The sequence below is a fragment of the Arthrobacter sp. SLBN-112 genome, from assembly GCF_030944625.1.
GTDB lineage: Bacteria > Actinomycetota > Actinomycetes > Actinomycetales > Micrococcaceae > Arthrobacter.
On the sequence record NZ_JAUSXY010000001.1, the window covers coordinates 301507 to 316782 of the forward strand.

Genomic DNA, 15276 nt, shown 5'->3' on the forward strand with positions numbered 1-15276 from the left:
CTCCGCAATCAGGGTTGTGCCAGCGCCAAAAGGTAGGCGGCGAACCCTCCGGGCGCCCGGCCGCTGGTCCTGCCGGAGGTAAGGACGCGCGTCGTGTCAGTGGAAACGATGGCTGCCCCACCGCTGCGGAGGCGCTCCACAAGCGTCCGGTCTTCATCGCGATCTATCCCCGGAAAGCCGCCTGCTGAAAGGTAGGCTGAGGCGCGGACCCCAAGGTTGGCCCCATGGACGTGCGGGTGGTTCTCGGCCAGGGCATGCCGGGCATGCCAGCGGGCCAGCAGTTCGTGGTGGATACTGTGGGCATCGGGCTCAACGGAGCCAAGGACAAGGTCCGCTCCATCGGCCGCCAGTTCCAGCTGCCGCACCAGCCAGTTTTCCGGTACCCGCGAATCGGCATCCGTGTTGGCCAACCACACGCGGCGTGCCGGAATACCGGCCGCCCTTCCTTCCACCGCACCGGACCCGCCAAGGGTGTCCAGCACTGCCCGGCACCCGGCCCGCCGGCTCTTTCCAACACTGTGGAACATGACGGGCAGGACACTGTAGCGGAGGTCCCTGGCCGCGAACCCGGCGGCCACCTCCAGGGACCGGTCCGTGCAGGCGTCCAGGACAACAACAACCTCCACCCCGGTTCCGGGGCTGGCCACGGCGAGCCGGTCCGCGGCGGCCCCCACTGCGGTGAGCGCGTGATCCAGGAACTGCTCCTCGTTGTGCGCCGGGACCACCACCGCTACTTGGTCAATCCCCGCCGCGCCCAGCCCCGCCGCGTGGCTTGCGGCTTGTGCCCCCGGAGACATGAGCGTCATGCCACGTCTGCTTTGCGGGCCGGGCGCACCAGGATTTCCAGCACGAAGTCGCGTTCCTGGTACATCCCCGTGGTCTGCCAGCGCAACCGTTGCCGGGCGAGCGCGTGGACGGTGTCGCCGTCCAGCTGCCATCCGTCGATCGGATGCCGCCAATGGCACAGGACCAGGACCCCGCCGGGTTCCAGTGACGCCTCCACCCGGTCCCACAAGTCCGCCAGCTCGGCGGGGGCGAGATAGTACCCGACCTCCGAAACCACCAGGAGGTCGAACGTTCCGTCGGGCCATGAGCCGGGAACAACGCGGTGCTCAACACGGACCCCGTCGCTGCCATCAAAGCGCTGCGCAGCCCGCCGCACTGCGGCTCTGCTGGCGTCAACGGCCACAAGGCTGTGGCAGCGGCCGGCGAGGTCTGCGGTCAAGGTGCCAATGGAACAGCCCACTTCCAGGCCGCGCTCGTAGGTCTCGCCGGGGAGGGCAGCGAGTGTAAGTGCCCGCTTGCGCCGCTCGTACCAGCTCGAGGCGTAGTCCCAGGGGTCAGCGGATCGGTTATGGACGGCGTCGAAGACCTCCTCCGCGTCCTGGCTGGAGTGCACCGGGCCGGACGTGTCCTTGCGCGGCGTCCAGGCGAACACCTCGTAGCCGCGTGCGAAGTGCCCCAGGAATTCCCGGCTCAGCAGGGTCTCGTCCCCCGGCGCGGGGGAAAGCGGCATGACCTGGGTGGCGTGTTCAGCCATGGCACGCTCCTTGGCCTCGCTGGACGGGCCGTCCAGCGGGAAACGGACCCATGCCCGCCATTCCTGGTCCTCGGGCGTGGCCCAGTGCCAGTACCAGATGGGGTACTCCAGCAGTGCGTGGCCCTCCTGCCGGGCAATTTCGGCCACCACGGCTCCGAGCGCATCATGGTCTGCGTGGCCGTCGGAACGGTAGGGCGCAACAAGGACCAGCCGGTCGGGCCGGCCGGGCAACCGGGCCGCAGCGTCCCTGACGGCTACGGCAACCGCGTCCGCTTGCGATCCGAGGCCGCGGTCCGGCAACCCGAGGAAGCGCCAGCGGTCCCGCAGGCCCAGGGCGGCCAGAGCGGCCGCGAATTCCGCCAAGCGGGCCTGGGCCAGCTCATCGGGGGACGTGGTGGGCGAATCCGGGTGCGAGCCCTCCCCCGCCGTGCACAGCAGGACGTCCACTTCCGCCCCCAGCGCGGCCAGCCGCGCCATGAGTCCGCCCGCGCCGAGGGTCTCGTCGTCCGGATGCGCGGCCAGGACCACGAAGCGCATCGCGGCGAGTTCAGCGGGGCCGAGGGGGAGCTTCGGCGCAACTGCCAGTCCGCTCCCGGCCCAGGCTGCCTCGGCGGTGCCTTGGTCCGCGTGCGAGAAGGTCACCACGGGCAGTCCCCCTTGAGCGTGAGGCGGCCCAGCTGGGCGTCGTCCCGTGCACCGTGGTGCTGGCGGACGTACAGTTCCAGGTCCGCTATCCGTTTGGCATAGCGTTCGTCGAAGGCAAGCGGCGCGGGACCCCGGTTCGAGAGCACCAGTTGCAGGACGCGTTCGACGGCGGCGGCGACGGTACCGCGGACGCGCTGGGCTTCGCTCCAGGTGCTTTGGCCGGGGGTGCCCAGGCTGCCGTCGTCGATGCGTGCCGCGGCCCGGGCGAGGTATTGCATGGCGGCAGTGAGGGTGCGGTCCACTTCACCGAGGGCGGCGAGTGCCACTTGGTCCGGTTCCCTCCCGCCGTCGGCACCGGCGAGCAGGGCGGCGCGGAAATCGCGGGCCACGCCCACGGCACCGCCCAGCCAGCAGGCGGCAACGCCCATGCCTCCCCAGGCGAAGCCGGGGCGGCTGTGGTACCAGCCGGTTCCGCCCAAGGGCGTGGCCGGAACCTGGCGGAAGTGCACGGTTCCGCTGGGGATTTCCCGGAGGCCGCGGGCCACCCAGGCCGGTTCTTCGCACTCCACGCCCGGGTGGCGGAGGTCCACTGCGAACGCCGCCCTGCCGCCGTCGTCCGTGTGGGCGGTGATGATGGCACTGTCCAGGCTCGCGGCCAATGAACACCACGGCTTGGCCCCGTTCAGGACCACCATGGCGCCGTCGGGCGTGGCCTGCAGCCTGGCGCCGGGCCCCTCTGCGGCGAAGACGCCCCATGTTGCGCCACGGGGCTGTCCGGGCAGGGCCGGCTGGCCTGCGGTAACCGTGCGGGCGGCCTGGGCAAGAATGGCGATGGCATCAAGGTGCGGCTCAAACACCCGGGCTGCCGCCACGTCAATGGCAGCAACGGAAGCCAGGAGCTCCCATAACAGCGACGTCCGGCCTTCACCGGGACGCGGCCAGGTTTCGCCCGCTTCCACGGCCAGGGCCAGCAGGGCGGTGACGTCCCCTGCCGCTTCCGGAACTGCGCGGAGGATTGGCGACCAGGGGGAGAAACCGGCGGCAGTGGATTCCAGGAGTACGGGAGTGGTTTCAGCTTGCAAACGTTCCTCCATCGACGCTGTGGGCGCCCGGCCACCGGACGCATCTACACAGCTTACTTACTATATTGCGGGAGGATACGGGCCAGGGCGAATCCGTCCCAGCCTTTGGAGCCCACGGTCTGGATGACGGTGGCGTCGAGCCGGGGATGGTCGCCCAGAAGCTTGAGCGCGTCAATGATTCCGGGCGCGTTGACCGGGTCCATACCCGGGTCCAGGACCGCCCCCTCCCAGATGGTGTTGTCCAGCACCACAGTGGCTCCCGGCCTGCCCAACCTGACGGCCCAGTCAAGGTAGCGGCTGTTGTTCTGCTTGTCGGCGTCGATGAAGATGAAGTCGAACGGTTCCCGGTCCTCGTCCTCGAGGGCGGCAAGGGTATCCAGTGCAGGACCCAGGCGGATCTCCACCTTTTCGCCCAGGCCGGCGGCATCAATGTTCGCCCAGGCCACCTCGGCGTGCTGGGGCAGGTATTCGCACGTGACCAGCGTGCCGCTGGGCGGAAGGCCCCGGCCCAGCCAGATGGTGCTGTAGCCGGCAAGCGTCCCGATTTCCAGGATGCGGCGGGCCCCGGACATCTGGACCAGGAGCTTCAGCAGCTTCCCGGCGTTGGGTGCCACCTCGATGGCGGGCATCCCGGCCTCCGCCGCCGTCCGGATGGCCTGCTGGAGGGCCTGGTCCGGATGCACCACGGTGCGGGACAGGAACTCTTCAGTGGCTATCCACTCCGGCCGGGGCTTGTGCTCGAACATGGGCACAGTTTGGCACGGGCGGTCGCGGGGGTCCAGATACTTCCGCCCCTCCCGCCGGCTCAGGATTCCTGAGCCAGCGCGCCTTCCAGGCGGTCGACCTTGGCCGTAAGTTCACCGGAGTAGCCCGGCCTGATATCGGCCTTGATCACCAGCGACACCCGGCTGCCGTAGCGCCCCACGGCCTCGGTGGCGCGCTTGACGACGTCGAACACCTCGTCCCATTCACCTTCGATGGTGGTGAACATGGAGTCCGTCCGGTTGGGCAGCCCCGACTCCCGGACGATCTTCACGGCGGCCGCAACGGCGTCGTGCACGGATGCGTCGTCGGGGCGGGCGCCCCCGCTGGGAACACCTGAGGGAGCCACAGAAAATGCAAGCAACATGCCCCCAGTGTCCCACGCGGCTCCTGGCCGCCGCAGTCCGGACCACCGGGAGCGTCCGTCACATAAGCGCCTACCGTGCAGTAACCATGCTGGCTGCAGCCTCCGTTGCTAACCTTTTGGCCATGAGCCTCGCAGTCGCCCGAAAGCCCCTCCGTGCGGACGCAGCGCGGAACGTGGACAAGATCATCACGGCGGCGCGCCAGTGCTTCCGGGAATTCGGCCCCGAAGTGCCGCTCCAAACCATCGCAACCACGGCCGGGGTTGGCCCGGCAACCCTCTTCCGGAACTTCGCGGACAAGGAAGAACTGGTCCTCGCTGCACTCAACCGGCAGCTCCGGCTCACCGTGGACCCCGTCATGGACGGCGCCTTGGCCGACATCGACGCCACGGCCGGGCTGCTGCGCGTGCTCGAAGCGCTCATGGCGGCCGCGAGCGCCGACGCCAATCTGCTGTGCGCCGTCGCGGGCCGGCGGGAACTCCTCACCGGAATCACCGGCTCACTCACGGAGTCCATCAGTGTTTTGCTGCTCCGCGGGCAAGGCCAGGGCACCCTGCGCCCGGACATTTCGATGACCGACATGTTCCGGCTGCTTGCCATGCTGATCAGCGTAGTGGACACCATGGAGCCCGGGTCCGACGCGTGGCGGCGGCCCTTGGCGCTGGTAGAGGATGCTATCCGCGCCGACCGGCCGGCGCGGCCACTTCCCGCGCACGTGCCTGTCCCGGCACCTACTGGCTGAGCCTGCCCCAATGCAAGACCTGCGTTTCAGTACCGCGGGTCCATTGTGCGGGCGGGTCCATTGTGGGGGCGGGTCCATTGTGGGGGGCTTGGCAGGTGCAATAGAATCTGGGAGAGGTTAAGCAGCCAGCCTCGCGATTTTCAGCTGGAGGCGACCCATGAACAACTTCGTGCCCTTCCGCCGCGCAATGGCAGCACTGCGATGAACAGTTCAAACCTTTTCCGCTACCTCACTGACCCACGTGGGCCTGAGGAAGTCCTGCCGGCGCTGGCGCCTGAGGAACTCGTGGAACTGCTGGACGCCCTCTACCAGAACCTTGATACTCCCGAGCCAGAGTTTGGCGCCGAGGCGTGGTACGAGATGGCCGTCGAGGAAAGCTGCCGCAGGGCCGCCCCACCCGACGGCGCCACCCAAAGGCTGGCTTAGCCAACAATCCCCCGGGCCCGGCACTCCCACGGGCAACCCACCGCCCTGGTGGGTTGCCCGGTGCAGTGCCGGCCGGGCGGTCAGGACTCCTCCCCGACCTCTTCTCCCGGGTTGTCCTTGCGTTCGGGCCGGCCATGTTCGGACTCGCCTTCGGGCCGGCCATGTTCGGAGCCGGCGTGCGGGTGCCCCGTTCCGTGGTGCTCATGGAACTCGTTGGGAACGTGCTCTTTGGCTTCCATCAGGTGCTGCTGCAGCTTCTCTTCCGCATCCCGGCGCCGCCTCGCGGTGTCCCGGAGTTCCCGGGTTCCTTCCGAGCCGCGGGGATCCAAATAGGCGGATCGTTGCCTCGAAGGCTGCTCCGTCGGGGATCCGGCGTCGGCATCCTCTTGTGGCTTGTACTTTCCTGTGCCCTCGGTTTTTCCGGTGTCCTCGGTGCCCTGGCCGTCTTCCGGCCCGGCAGGCCGTGACTGTTCGTCCATCTCGATTCCTCCTTCCGTGGAAGCGCCAATGAGCGCTGCCTCTCTTCCAGTGCACCATACGTGGCGCCAGGAATGCTCGGGGCGTCAGGTCCTGCCGCCCCCAGCCCGCTTGCGGACCTCCCGGCGCACCAGGGCGTGAAGGGCCGGGACGGACGACGACGGGTCCAAGTCAAGTGCGGCCTGGAGCCTTTGGGACAGGATCTCCAGGTCCTCCGCAGGCACGTCCGAGAGCCCGGCAAAGCGCTTGAAGAAACGTTTGGCAGGAAGTCCAGCCCGGCGTCGCGCATTTTTGTTGCGGGTGCCGCCCGTCAGGTCCCTTGCGTAATGCAGCTTGTTTTCCATGGTTGCCGTTCGTCCCGAATGCCATGGCCAACTGCATAAGCCGATTTCATAGTACAACCGTCAAACCACGCGGGAAGTGACCTATACCACTCCGTTATGGTTGTGGTCAGTTCCAGCCCAGGAACCTGAGCAGTGCCGCCGCGCCGGCCCCGGCGATGACCACCACCAGGAACGGTGCCCGGAACGCCAGGGCAACCGCGGCCGCCGCCAGCGCCCCCAGCCGCGCGTCGGCGGCAAGCGCCTGGCCCGATGCCACGGCGTTGACCACGGTCAGCGAGGCCAGCAGTCCGATGGTCATGGTCCCGGCAATGCGCGAGGCACGGGGGTCCTCAAGGAGTTTGGCGGGAACGAAATACCCCACCAGTTTCCATGCGTAGGCAAGGGCGCAGGCGATCAGCAGCCAGATCCACAGGCTCATGGGCCAGCCGCCGGATCCGTGGTGTCCCCGCCCCGCGTACCTGCGTTCGATGCGTCCCCGCGGGCATGACGGCCGGCGGGGTGTCCGTAGGGTTCGATGTCCGGCTCCAGGCCTTCGTCCCGGCGGCCGTGGCTCAACCATCCCGCCAGCGCCGCCACGACGGCGGCCACCAGGATGGGGACCCCGGGCGGCACGAAGGGCACGGCAATCACGGTGGCCACGGCGCACACCACGGCGATCGCTACAGGCTCCCGTCCTTTGAGCCGCGGCCAGAGCAGGGCGAGGAAGGCTGCGACAGCAGCGCCATCGAGTCCCCACTGCTTGGGATCGCCCAGTCCGGCCCCGGCCAGGGCACCGATGAGCGTGAAGATGTTCCACAACGCATAGATGCCAATCCCGGCAGTCCAGAAGCCTCGCCGCTGCTCGGCCGGATCCGACTGCCCGGTGCTGGTGGCCGTGGATTCATCGATGGTCAGCTGCGCACCCACATATTTGCGCCAGCCGCTGGGCCGCAGCAGGGCGTTCAACTGCATTCCGTAAATACCGTTTCGCATACCCAGCAGGGTGGCGGCGCTCATGGCGGCGATGCCCGAGCCTCCTCCGGCCACAACGCCGATGAACGCGAACTGCGAGCCGCCGCTGAACAGGAGGAGGCTCAGGGCCATGGTCTGCCAAAGGTTGAGCCCGGACGTCACGGACAACGCACCGAAGGAGATTCCGTACAGGCCGGTGGCGATGCTGATGGAGATTCCCACCTTCACCGCCGGAGAGGCCGGCAGTTTCACGGCCGGCAACCCGGTGGGCAGCCTTGTGGGGCCGGCTTCCGCAGGCTCCAGGCCCACGCGATCAGTGGAGCTTGAAGCGGGAGCCGCAGCGAGTGGATCTTCCGGCGGCGGGGCGAGCCCTCCGGACCGTACGCCCGCACCAGGGCATCGATGTGCCCCGCCAGGAACGCGGTGAACATCCCGGTGAGCGCGGTGGCCGCCAGCTTCCGGGTGGGCGGGAGAAGGATGCCGACGGCGGCAGCCAGCTCCAGCAGCCCGCTCACCGCGATCCACTCATCCCGGGACAAGACGGCCAGCGGGTGCTGGGGCTCCCGGGGCAGGCCCGGTTGGGGATCCACGCGGCAGAGGTATTCCGGAACGACGTCACGGAAGAACCCGGGATCCCGGAAATGCTTGCCGGCGCTGGCCAGCAGGAGGGCACCCATGGCAGCGGCGGACAGGCCCCGCAGTGGAATGCAGGGCAAGGGCAGGCCCTGGACAGCGGGGCCGGACCGGGGAAGAACCATGGAACCACTCAACCACAGCAGCAGCGGGCGCTCGAAACCCGGGCCTGGCTCCAGCGACGGCGGAAAGGGGCGGCGGCCCGTGCCTTCGCTTACGCCCAGGTAAGTGCGGCGGATCCGTAGGGCGGCGGTGGAGCCGGATAGTCCAGTGGCCGGCCGCCAGACAGCAGCGGCGGCCCAACGTATCGGAGCCGACCATACGGGCTGTCCGTGGTGCGGAACTCCGGCGCGGGCAGTTCCCCGCGGCCTGCCGTGGTGTCCGGCAACGCCAGAAGCTCCTCCGCCGTCCGGGCCAGTGACAGGTGCGCAGCGCCACCCGTCCCCGCCTGCCTGCGCCGGTCCAGGAGATGGACCGCTGCCGCCGCCACGCCGTACCCTGTGGCGTGGTCCAGCGCCTGGACCGGAAGGGCACCCGGGCGCCACCCGTCGTCGTCGTTCTTCCCGTATGCGTGGGCAATTCCGCAGGCGGCCTGGACGATGCTGTCGAAGCCGCGCAGGCCGCTCCAGGGCCCGGTGCTGCCCCAACTGTTGAGGGTAACCACCACCAGGCCGGGGTGCGCCGCCAGCAGTTCCCGGGGATTAAGCCCAAAGCGGTCCAGGGCGGCATGCCGGTAGCCGGTGACCACCACGTCCGCGCCGGCCAGGAGCTGCTGGAGGGCGTGCTGGTTCGCCGGCAGCCCGAGATCGGCTTCCGCGCTGCGCTTGCCGAAGGCCGTGTCCACGAACTGGTCCGCGATTTCGGGGAAAGCGGGCGGATCGATCCGGAGGACGTCGGCTCCGAGCGCAGCCAGCAAGCGGGTGGCGACCGGCCCTGCGATCACCCGGGTCAGGTCCAGGACCCGGATGCCTTCCAGGGGCAGTCCATCAGTGCGCCCCGGACGTGCGGTTGTTGCCGCGATTTCCACCAGGCCCAGCCCAGCCGTCCGTCCGTCGGCGAACTCCACCGCGATCCAGGGTCCCTTGCCGGCGGCGCGGCCCATGTCCGTCGCCAGCCATTCGCTGCGCGTCCTGACCGCTGCCGCGATCCCGCCGTTGCCTTGGATGACGGCTTCGGCCTGCAGGGCCGGCATGGTGCGCAGTTCCTGCTCCGCCGCTTCGGCGGACGATGCTCCCAGCGCCTGCAGAAGCCGCTGCTCATGGTGCGGGTAGTTGGCGTGCAGCCGGATCCAGCCGTCAGCGGTGCGCCGGAAGCCGGACAGTGGCGCGAAGCCCTGCAGCCGGCGCCCCTCGATCCGCAAGTGCCCGAAGGAATCGAAGGCTGCCGACGTCAGGACCGCGGTGGTGCTGAACCGGCCCGGGTCACCCGTGTACCGGTTCAGCGCCTGCGCCGCTGCTCCCACCGATTGCAGGGCCAGGCCCTCAACATCCAGCGGCCCGGCCCACCACCTGCGCGGTAAGGATCCGCCGACGCCGCCCTCCGCCACGGCCGCCCTACTTCGCCTGCGGTGACGCCACGCGGAGCTGGTCCAGGACCCGGGCCGGGTAGTTGCTGGTGATCTCCTGGATACCGAGTTCCTGGCACAGATCAACGTCCTCCGGCGAGTCCACCGTCCAGACCCGGAAACGCCGGCCGGAGTCCAGCCAGCGGCGGACGGTGTCCCGGCGTTCGCGGACGTAGTCGATGCCGGGGCCCGCCATGCCCACCAGGCAGTCGTCCAGGATCTGTTCGCTCTCCAGCTGGGTGGCCTTCATCAGGTTGGCGATCGCTCCGCCGGTAATCGGGCCCACGCCCAGGCCACCGCGTATCTCGTGGACCGTGAGATCGTCCACGAGCTGGCAAATGTACCGGGGCGGGACGGACTCCAGGAGGTGGCGGACGGAATCGGGGCTGAAACTCATGAAGGTCACGGCCACGTTGTCCAGCGTGGAGCTTTCAGGCTCCCAGCCTTCGCTGCGGAGCACTTCGAGTACCCGGTCCTCCAGCTTGAGCTGGTACGGGCTTGGATGCTTGAGCTCGATGGCCAGGCCCACGGGGCGGCCCGCTCCACGAAGGATGTCCAGGAGCTCCGGAAGGGTCAGGAATTGTTCCGAGCGGGCGCCGTACGTTTCGGGGATCCGCACCCCTTTCCAGGACGAGAAGTCCAGCTGCCGCAGCTCATGCAGCGTCCGGTCCCCCACCGGGCCCGTCCCGTCCGAGGTCCGGTCCAGGTTGGCGTCGTGAAGCAGGACCACGTGCTGGTCCCGGGTCAGGTGGACATCGCACTCCACCCCGTCGGCCCCGTCTGCCAGGGCCTGCAGGTAGGCGGCGCGGGTATGTTCAGCATAAGTGCCGCTTGAGCCCCGGTGGGCATAGACCAACGGCCGCTGCGGCACAGACTCGTCAGTTGTCATGCTCACACGGTAGCGGACCGGCTTCCGCCTTCGGGGCTAGGCTTGGCACATGCAGGTGAACTCTGAGGCAACTACCGGGCACGCCACGCAGGATGCACCAGCGGAGGCGACGCGGCAGGTGCCGCAGGGCACCAAGGCGGCAGGCGCCGTCGCCACCCGGGAGCCTGGTGCCGGTGACGCCGAAAAGGCGGCAGCGCTGCGGAAAATGAAGCTGCTGGCACTGAGCCTGCTGATTGCCATGGGCGTAATTTTTGTCTTCGCGTTTGCCCTGCAGAAGGACTATCCGTGGCTGCAGTACGTACGTGCAGCCGCCGAGGGCGGCATGGTGGGCGCGCTGGCCGACTGGTTCGCCGTGACCGCCTTGTTCAAGTACCCCATGGGCATCAAGATTCCGCACACCGCCATCATTCCCCGCCGGAAAGACCAGATCGGGGCCTCCCTGGGCGAGTTCGTGGAGACGAATTTCCTCTCCGAACAGGTGGTCCAGGACAAGCTGGCCAGCGTTAACATCGCCGGCCGTGCCGGCCAGTGGCTGGCCACGCCAGGTGGGGCGGAGCGGGTGGCCAAGGAGGGCGCCGCCGTGATCCGCGGCGCCTTCAAGGTCCTGAATGACGACGACGTCCAGGCCGTCATCGAGGGCATGGTGCGCAAGCATCTGCTCACCCCGCCGTGGGGGCCGCCGGTGGGCAGGCTCGCCGAGCGGATCTTCCATGACGGGCACCACCACACGCTGGTGGACCTGATGGTGGACCGCGCCGCAGACTGGGTGGACGATAATCACGAGACGGTCAGCCGCCTGGTGTCCGACCGCTCCCCCACGTGGGTGCCGCAGTTCGTTGACGGCCTGGTGGGCGACAAGGTGTACGTCGAGATCCTGAAGTTCGTCCGGGCCGTCCAGGCCGACCCCAACCACCAGGTGCGCCAGTCGATCGACAAGTACCTGAACGACCTCGCGCAGGACCTTCAGCACGACCCGGCCATGATCGCCCGCGCCGAGGACATCAAGGCACAGGTACTGGGTGATCCCGAGGTGCGCGAACTGGCGTCCCGAACGTGGGGCACCGTCAAGAATGCGCTGCTGGGGGCCGTGGACGATCCCCACAGCGAACTCACCATCAAGTTCAAGGCAGCCGTGCGCGATTTCGGGTCGCGGCTGGTCGAGGACCCCGAACTGGCCGGGAAGGTCAACGCCTGGATCGGCGACGCTGCGGGGTATCTGGTCCGGACCTACCGATCGGACATTGCGGGGGTCATCACGGACACCGTGGCGCGCTGGGATGCCGAGGAAACGTCCCAGAAGATCGAGCTCCAGGTAGGCAAGGATCTACAGTTCATCCGCATCAACGGCACCGTGGTGGGGTCCCTGGCCGGGTTATTGATCTTCACGGTGGCGCATCTGATCTTTGGGTAATTCCCTCTTTGGGTAATTCCCTTGTGGGATGAGCGGTCTCGGCCCAGGGGGGTGACTCAGGAAGGTTAGTCCTCCGCTTCGAATGTCAGTGCCTCGATAGATGATGTTCGTATGGAAATCAGCAGCGGTGCCGGGGTGGCTTTGGAGGGTGTTCATGCCTCCGTTGCTGCCCTCGATGCGCTGGATTGTGAGGACTCTTTCCTGGCTGCCGGAGTTGGTGTTGGTGCTGACGTGGATGTGTTGCAGCGGCGGTACGAGCTCCGGCTGGCGCGGCTGGAGGTGGTGAAGCGGCTGGAGGCGCAGCTCGCCGCGGTGAAAGCCGGTGATGTTGCCGAGGCCGTTGCGATCCAGAACGCGATGCTTGCCCCGGACGCCCCGGTGCACGAACGCACCTACGCGGAAATGTCAGCGGTCGAGGAAATCGCCGGGGCCCTGGCCATCAGCTCCAGTGCCGCCGGGGCATTCGTGGAACAGTCCCGGCGGGTGTGCGCCCTCCCGCCGGTCCGGGACGCCATGTCCGCCGGAGACCTCTCCTGGCAGCACGCGAGAATTGTTGCCGACGAAACCGAAGGCCTCACCCCGGACGGTGCCACCGCCCTGGCGGCGCACTTCTTCGACCCCGACGCTCCCAACCCGGCCCGCGGCGCCGCCCCCGGCGAACTCGTTCCCTCCCGGTTCCGGGCCAAAGTCCGCACCTGGCGCGAACGCCACCACCCCGAAACCCTGGAGCAACGCCACGCCAAGGGTGTCGCGGACCGGCGGATGGAATACACCCCTGACCGCGACGGCATGGCCTGGATCTCGCTCTGCCTTCCCGGCGACACCGCCTGCGCCATCTGGAACCGCACCACCGCCACCGCCCGCGGCCTCCAAGGCCCCAACGAACCCCGCACCATCACCCAACTCCGCCCCGACATCGCCGCATCACTACTCCTCGGCGCCGGAACGCCTGCGGGTGAGGCGGCTGCGGGTGAGGCGGCCGGGAGGACTGGTGATGCTGCGGGAACGGGTGCAGGCAGCATTTCCGGTGCCGGGAGCGCTGCGGGGAGCAATAGTGATATTGGACGAGTCCCCACGCCGCGTGCGGATGTGCTGGTCATGGTGCCGGTGTTCTCCCTGCTCGGCATCACTGACGAACCCGCAGAACTGGACGGCCACGGCCCCATCCCAGCATCCATGGCACGCAAGCTCGTCGCGGACGGGGCGGAATCGTTCTACCGCGTCCTGGTCGACCCCCGCGACGGGGCCCCCTTGGAGATCGGCCGCACCCGCTACCGGCTCACCGAAACCATCAAACAATGGATCCGGATGCGGGACGGAAAATGCACCTTCCCCGGCTGCACCAACCGCACCCCGGACAACGACACAGACCACCTCACCGCCTGGCAGAACGGCGGCACCACGGGTGTCCGGAACCTGGGCCAACTCTGCCCCAAACATCACCGGCTCAAACACGCCCGGCCATGGATCCCCGACCCCGCGACGGATAACCGCTCTCCGGGCTGGACCTCACCGACAGGCCGCCACTACAACCCCGAACACCCAGACCCCGAACCAACCCACTGGCCGGCGGGACTTTTCCCGATGCCCGCTGTAACCCAAGGTGTAGATCCCAGCCCGGAAGACCTCCCGCAGTGGGAACCGGACGACGACAAACTCATAGACCTCCACGACCTCTCACCCGAGGACCCGGTGTGGGCGGAGTTCTTCACCAAACCGTTCGTACTGTCGGGTTGACTCGGCCTGCCGTCCCGCGACAGGTCCCTACGCGAAGGACTCCAGTCCTACGCCTGCAGCCTCAAGTCCTGCCCTGATCCGGGCCGCCATCTCCACCGCGGCGGGGCTCCCGCCGCTTATCCGCAGCGAATCCGGGCGGATCGAAACTACGGTTCCGTCCACGGCCACCACATCGCCTTGGGTTGCCAGGCGGACGGCGCGTTCGACCACCGAGTCGACGTCGTGCAGGACCGCGTTCTCCTCCGAGAGTGGCACCAGGCTGCCGTCGGCGAGGTAGGCGCGGTCAGCGAAGGCCTCCGTGAACACCGGGTGACCGGCTTCCTTGGCCTGCTTCAACAGCTCCGAGCCCGCGAAGCCCAGGATGGGAAGGCCGGGATCGTAGGCGTTGACTGCCGCGACCACCGCGGAGGCCTGCTCGGCGTCGTGGATCAATGCCTCATACAGGGCTCCGTGCGGCTTTACATAGTCCACCGAGGCCCCCACGGCGTGGGCCACGCCGTCGAGCGCGCCCAGCTGGTACAGCACGTCACCGAAGAGCTCGTCAAAGCTCATGTCCAGCGAGCGCCGGCCATAGCCGGCCAAATCGCGGTAGCCAAGGTGCGCCCCAACGGTGACGTCCAGGTCGTAGGCCGCCCTGCAGCTGTCAAGCATGGTGATGGGGTCACCGGCGTGGAGGCCGCAGGCCACGTTGGCGCTGGTGGCCAACTGGAACATCGCCGGATCGCCACCCGCGGTCCAGGAGCCGAATGATTGACCTACGTCAGCGTTGAGATCCAAGTGTGTTGCCTTCCAGCGTCAGGTTGTCCGGCGCGGCAGCGGCGGTCAGCTCGCCGGGAATGGTGTCCGGCATCGGCCCAAACGCCTCGCGCGCGTTCTTGGCCACAGCGCGGCCCATCATGAGGTTACCGGCTCCGCCCACAACAGCCCCTATCCCGAATGGCAGGGCCCGGCCGAACAACGCAGTGCCCTGGCGCTTCAGGAGGTTCTTCAGGAAGGCCGCCTGGATCCGCTTCCGGACGCTCCCGAAGCCCGGCACCACCATCGATTTGGAGAGGACGCTCCCCCAGGCATTACCGGCGCTGTTGCCGGCTGCCTGGCCGGTGAGCGTGCCCAGCAGGGCGGTACCCTCCTCACCGAGCATGATGGCCATGACCATGGTGCCGGCTTTTTCCGGATTGGTGAGGCGGATGCCGTGGAGCTCCGCCAGCGACGTTGCGTAAAGAGCTGTGGCCTCGAGGAAACCGACGGTGGCGGCCGCGGACAGTCCCAGCGAGGCGACAGTTCCAACACCAGGGACGACGGCGGTGGCACCCACCAGGGCGCCCCCGCCGGCGACGGCCCGAAGGTAGTCACGTTCTGCGATGTGCGCCAACTGGGCGGCGGTGGCCCGGGGATGCTTCTTCTGGAGCCTGCGGATATAGCCGACCACCAGGGGCCGTTGGATCTGCACTGCCTTCAGCAGCATGTTGTGGATACCGGGCTTGGGCTTGCCGTCGGCGTCGAACATTGCGCTGTGGGCGGTTTCCTGTGCGATGCGTACTGCGGGATTGCTGCGCCGGGCCATGGTCACCTTCATTCAAATCGACCTGCAGCGGTTGGGCTGCCGTGCTTTTCCATCCTATGTGGATGAACACTAAGCATGCTGAACTTTCGGGTCTGCGGCTCCCCGGCCGGTCGGCTGCGGCGGCAGGATGCAGTACCTGGACCT

Annotated in this window: 18 protein-coding genes; 4 read left to right on the forward strand and 14 right to left on the reverse strand. The window is 68.2% G+C overall.

The annotated features are described in order from the left end of the window. Nucleotides 1-8: 8 nt before the first annotated feature. From QF050_RS01415 to QF050_RS01435, 5 genes are read right to left on the reverse strand one after another with little or no spacing between them, the layout of a single operon-like run. Nucleotides 9-806, reverse strand: coding sequence for a glycosyltransferase (locus QF050_RS01415; protein WP_308928817.1), 798 nt, complete (start codon nucleotides 804-806; stop codon nucleotides 9-11). Further along, on the reverse strand, nucleotides 803-2185 hold the full coding sequence (locus QF050_RS01420) for a bifunctional PIG-L family deacetylase/class I SAM-dependent methyltransferase (protein WP_308928818.1): 1383 nt from the start codon (nucleotides 2183-2185) through the stop codon (nucleotides 803-805). The genes QF050_RS01415 and QF050_RS01420 overlap by 4 nt, the downstream gene beginning before the upstream one ends. Next, nucleotides 2179-3279: an acyl-CoA dehydrogenase family protein gene (locus QF050_RS01425; protein WP_374121489.1), complete on the reverse strand. Its 1101-nt coding sequence runs from the start codon at nucleotides 3277-3279 to the stop codon at nucleotides 2179-2181. The genes QF050_RS01420 and QF050_RS01425 overlap by 7 nt, the downstream gene beginning before the upstream one ends. 41 nt (nucleotides 3280-3320) lie before the next feature. Continuing rightward, nucleotides 3321-4013, reverse strand: a complete 693-nt coding sequence (locus QF050_RS01430) for an O-methyltransferase (RefSeq protein WP_308928820.1) — start codon at nucleotides 4011-4013, stop codon at nucleotides 3321-3323. 59 nt (nucleotides 4014-4072) lie between these two features. Further along, nucleotides 4073-4396, reverse strand: a complete 324-nt coding sequence (locus tag QF050_RS01435; RefSeq protein WP_308928821.1) for a thiamine-binding protein — start codon at nucleotides 4394-4396, stop codon at nucleotides 4073-4075. 122 nt (nucleotides 4397-4518) lie between these two features. Here QF050_RS01435 and QF050_RS01440 point away from each other — a divergent pair, with 122 nt between their 5' ends. Together QF050_RS01440 and QF050_RS01445 are read left to right on the forward strand one after the other, a co-directional pair. Next, nucleotides 4519-5136 (forward strand): TetR/AcrR family transcriptional regulator, encoded by a 618-nt coding sequence (locus QF050_RS01440; RefSeq protein WP_308928822.1) that lies wholly within the window; start codon nucleotides 4519-4521, stop codon nucleotides 5134-5136. Nucleotides 5137-5337: 201 nt separating this feature from the next. Further along, the gene (locus QF050_RS01445; protein WP_308928823.1) at nucleotides 5338-5562 is read left to right on the forward strand and encodes a hypothetical protein; all 225 of its coding nucleotides are present in this window, start codon (nucleotides 5338-5340) and stop codon (nucleotides 5560-5562) included. Between the two features lie 80 nt (nucleotides 5563-5642). Here QF050_RS01445 and QF050_RS01450 read toward each other — a convergent pair whose 3' ends face one another. From QF050_RS01450 to QF050_RS01480, 7 genes are all read right to left on the reverse strand, one after another. Continuing rightward, nucleotides 5643-6041 carry a hypothetical protein gene (locus QF050_RS01450; RefSeq protein WP_308928824.1) on the reverse strand — a complete coding sequence of 133 codons (399 nt, stop codon included), beginning with the start codon at nucleotides 6039-6041 and terminating at the stop codon, nucleotides 5643-5645. 84 nt (nucleotides 6042-6125) lie between these two features. Next, nucleotides 6126-6383 carry a hypothetical protein gene (locus QF050_RS01455; protein ID WP_308928825.1) on the reverse strand — a complete coding sequence of 86 codons (258 nt, stop codon included), beginning with the start codon at nucleotides 6381-6383 and terminating at the stop codon, nucleotides 6126-6128. Nucleotides 6384-6489: 106 nt separating this feature from the next. Then, a complete protein-coding gene (locus QF050_RS01460; RefSeq protein ID WP_308928826.1) occupies nucleotides 6490-6801 on the reverse strand; it encodes an AzlD domain-containing protein in 312 nt (103 codons plus the stop codon). Further along, entirely contained in the window at nucleotides 6798-7586 is a 789-nt protein-coding gene (locus tag QF050_RS01465) for an AzlC family ABC transporter permease (RefSeq protein ID WP_308928827.1), read from the reverse strand. The genes QF050_RS01460 and QF050_RS01465 overlap by 4 nt, the downstream gene beginning before the upstream one ends. Beyond that, on the reverse strand, nucleotides 7583-8092 hold the full coding sequence (locus QF050_RS01470) for a hypothetical protein (protein ID WP_308928828.1): 510 nt from the start codon (nucleotides 8090-8092) through the stop codon (nucleotides 7583-7585). Before QF050_RS01470 ends, QF050_RS01465 begins: the two co-directional genes overlap by 4 nt. An 89-nt stretch (nucleotides 8093-8181) precedes the next feature. Then, nucleotides 8182-9513, reverse strand: coding sequence for a CoA transferase (locus QF050_RS01475; RefSeq protein ID WP_308928829.1), 1332 nt, complete (start codon nucleotides 9511-9513; stop codon nucleotides 8182-8184). A 7-nt stretch (nucleotides 9514-9520) separates the two neighbouring features. Continuing rightward, nucleotides 9521-10420, reverse strand: coding sequence for a glycerophosphodiester phosphodiesterase family protein (locus QF050_RS01480; RefSeq protein ID WP_308928830.1), 900 nt, complete (start codon nucleotides 10418-10420; stop codon nucleotides 9521-9523). Nucleotides 10421-10469: 49 nt separating this feature from the next. Here QF050_RS01480 and QF050_RS01485 point away from each other — a divergent pair, with 49 nt between their 5' ends. Next, the gene (locus QF050_RS01485) at nucleotides 10470-11831 is read left to right on the forward strand and encodes a DUF445 domain-containing protein (RefSeq protein WP_308928831.1); all 1362 of its coding nucleotides are present in this window, start codon (nucleotides 10470-10472) and stop codon (nucleotides 11829-11831) included. Nucleotides 11832-11942: 111 nt separating this feature from the next. Continuing rightward, nucleotides 11943-13568, forward strand: coding sequence for a DUF222 domain-containing protein (locus tag QF050_RS01490; protein WP_308928832.1), 1626 nt, complete (start codon nucleotides 11943-11945; stop codon nucleotides 13566-13568). Between the two features lie 27 nt (nucleotides 13569-13595). Here the strand turns inward: QF050_RS01490 and QF050_RS01495 are convergent, their stop codons facing one another. Next, complete coding sequence (locus QF050_RS01495) at nucleotides 13596-14345, reverse strand: 5-oxoprolinase subunit PxpA (RefSeq protein WP_308928833.1); 750 nt, start codon at nucleotides 14343-14345, stop codon at nucleotides 13596-13598. Further along, a complete protein-coding gene (locus tag QF050_RS01500; protein ID WP_308932068.1) occupies nucleotides 14329-15132 on the reverse strand; it encodes a hypothetical protein in 804 nt (267 codons plus the stop codon). The genes QF050_RS01495 and QF050_RS01500 overlap by 17 nt, the downstream gene beginning before the upstream one ends. Nucleotides 15133-15276 lie beyond the last annotated feature (144 nt).

Excerpts from the sequence above, each read along its gene's own strand:
- QF050_RS01435 (WP_308928821.1), bottom strand. The coding sequence starts at position 4,396 with ATGTTGCTTGCATTTTCTGTGGCTCCCTCAGGTGTTCCCAGCGGGGGC.
- QF050_RS01485 (WP_308928831.1), top strand. The coding sequence starts at position 10,470 with ATGCAGGTGAACTCTGAGGCAACTACCGGGCACGCCACGCAGGATGCA.
- QF050_RS01415 (WP_308928817.1), bottom strand. The coding sequence starts at position 806 with ATGACGCTCATGTCTCCGGGGGCACAAGCCGCAAGCCACGCGGCGGGG.
- QF050_RS01450 (WP_308928824.1), bottom strand. The coding sequence starts at position 6,041 with ATGGACGAACAGTCACGGCCTGCCGGGCCGGAAGACGGCCAGGGCACC.
- QF050_RS01440 (WP_308928822.1), top strand. The coding sequence starts at position 4,519 with ATGAGCCTCGCAGTCGCCCGAAAGCCCCTCCGTGCGGACGCAGCGCGG.
- QF050_RS01455 (WP_308928825.1), bottom strand. The coding sequence starts at position 6,383 with ATGGAAAACAAGCTGCATTACGCAAGGGACCTGACGGGCGGCACCCGC.
- QF050_RS01490 (WP_308928832.1), top strand. The coding sequence starts at position 11,943 with ATGGAAATCAGCAGCGGTGCCGGGGTGGCTTTGGAGGGTGTTCATGCC.
- QF050_RS01445 (WP_308928823.1), top strand. The coding sequence starts at position 5,338 with ATGAACAGTTCAAACCTTTTCCGCTACCTCACTGACCCACGTGGGCCT.
- QF050_RS01430 (WP_308928820.1), bottom strand. The coding sequence starts at position 4,013 with ATGTTCGAGCACAAGCCCCGGCCGGAGTGGATAGCCACTGAAGAGTTC.
- QF050_RS01470 (WP_308928828.1), bottom strand. The coding sequence starts at position 8,092 with ATGGTTCTTCCCCGGTCCGGCCCCGCTGTCCAGGGCCTGCCCTTGCCC.
- QF050_RS01480 (WP_308928830.1), bottom strand. The coding sequence starts at position 10,420 with ATGACAACTGACGAGTCTGTGCCGCAGCGGCCGTTGGTCTATGCCCAC.
- QF050_RS01460 (WP_308928826.1), bottom strand. The coding sequence starts at position 6,801 with ATGAGCCTGTGGATCTGGCTGCTGATCGCCTGCGCCCTTGCCTACGCA.
- QF050_RS01425 (WP_374121489.1), bottom strand. The coding sequence starts at position 3,279 with ATGGAGGAACGTTTGCAAGCTGAAACCACTCCCGTACTCCTGGAATCC.
- QF050_RS01500 (WP_308932068.1), bottom strand. The coding sequence starts at position 15,132 with ATGGCCCGGCGCAGCAATCCCGCAGTACGCATCGCACAGGAAACCGCC.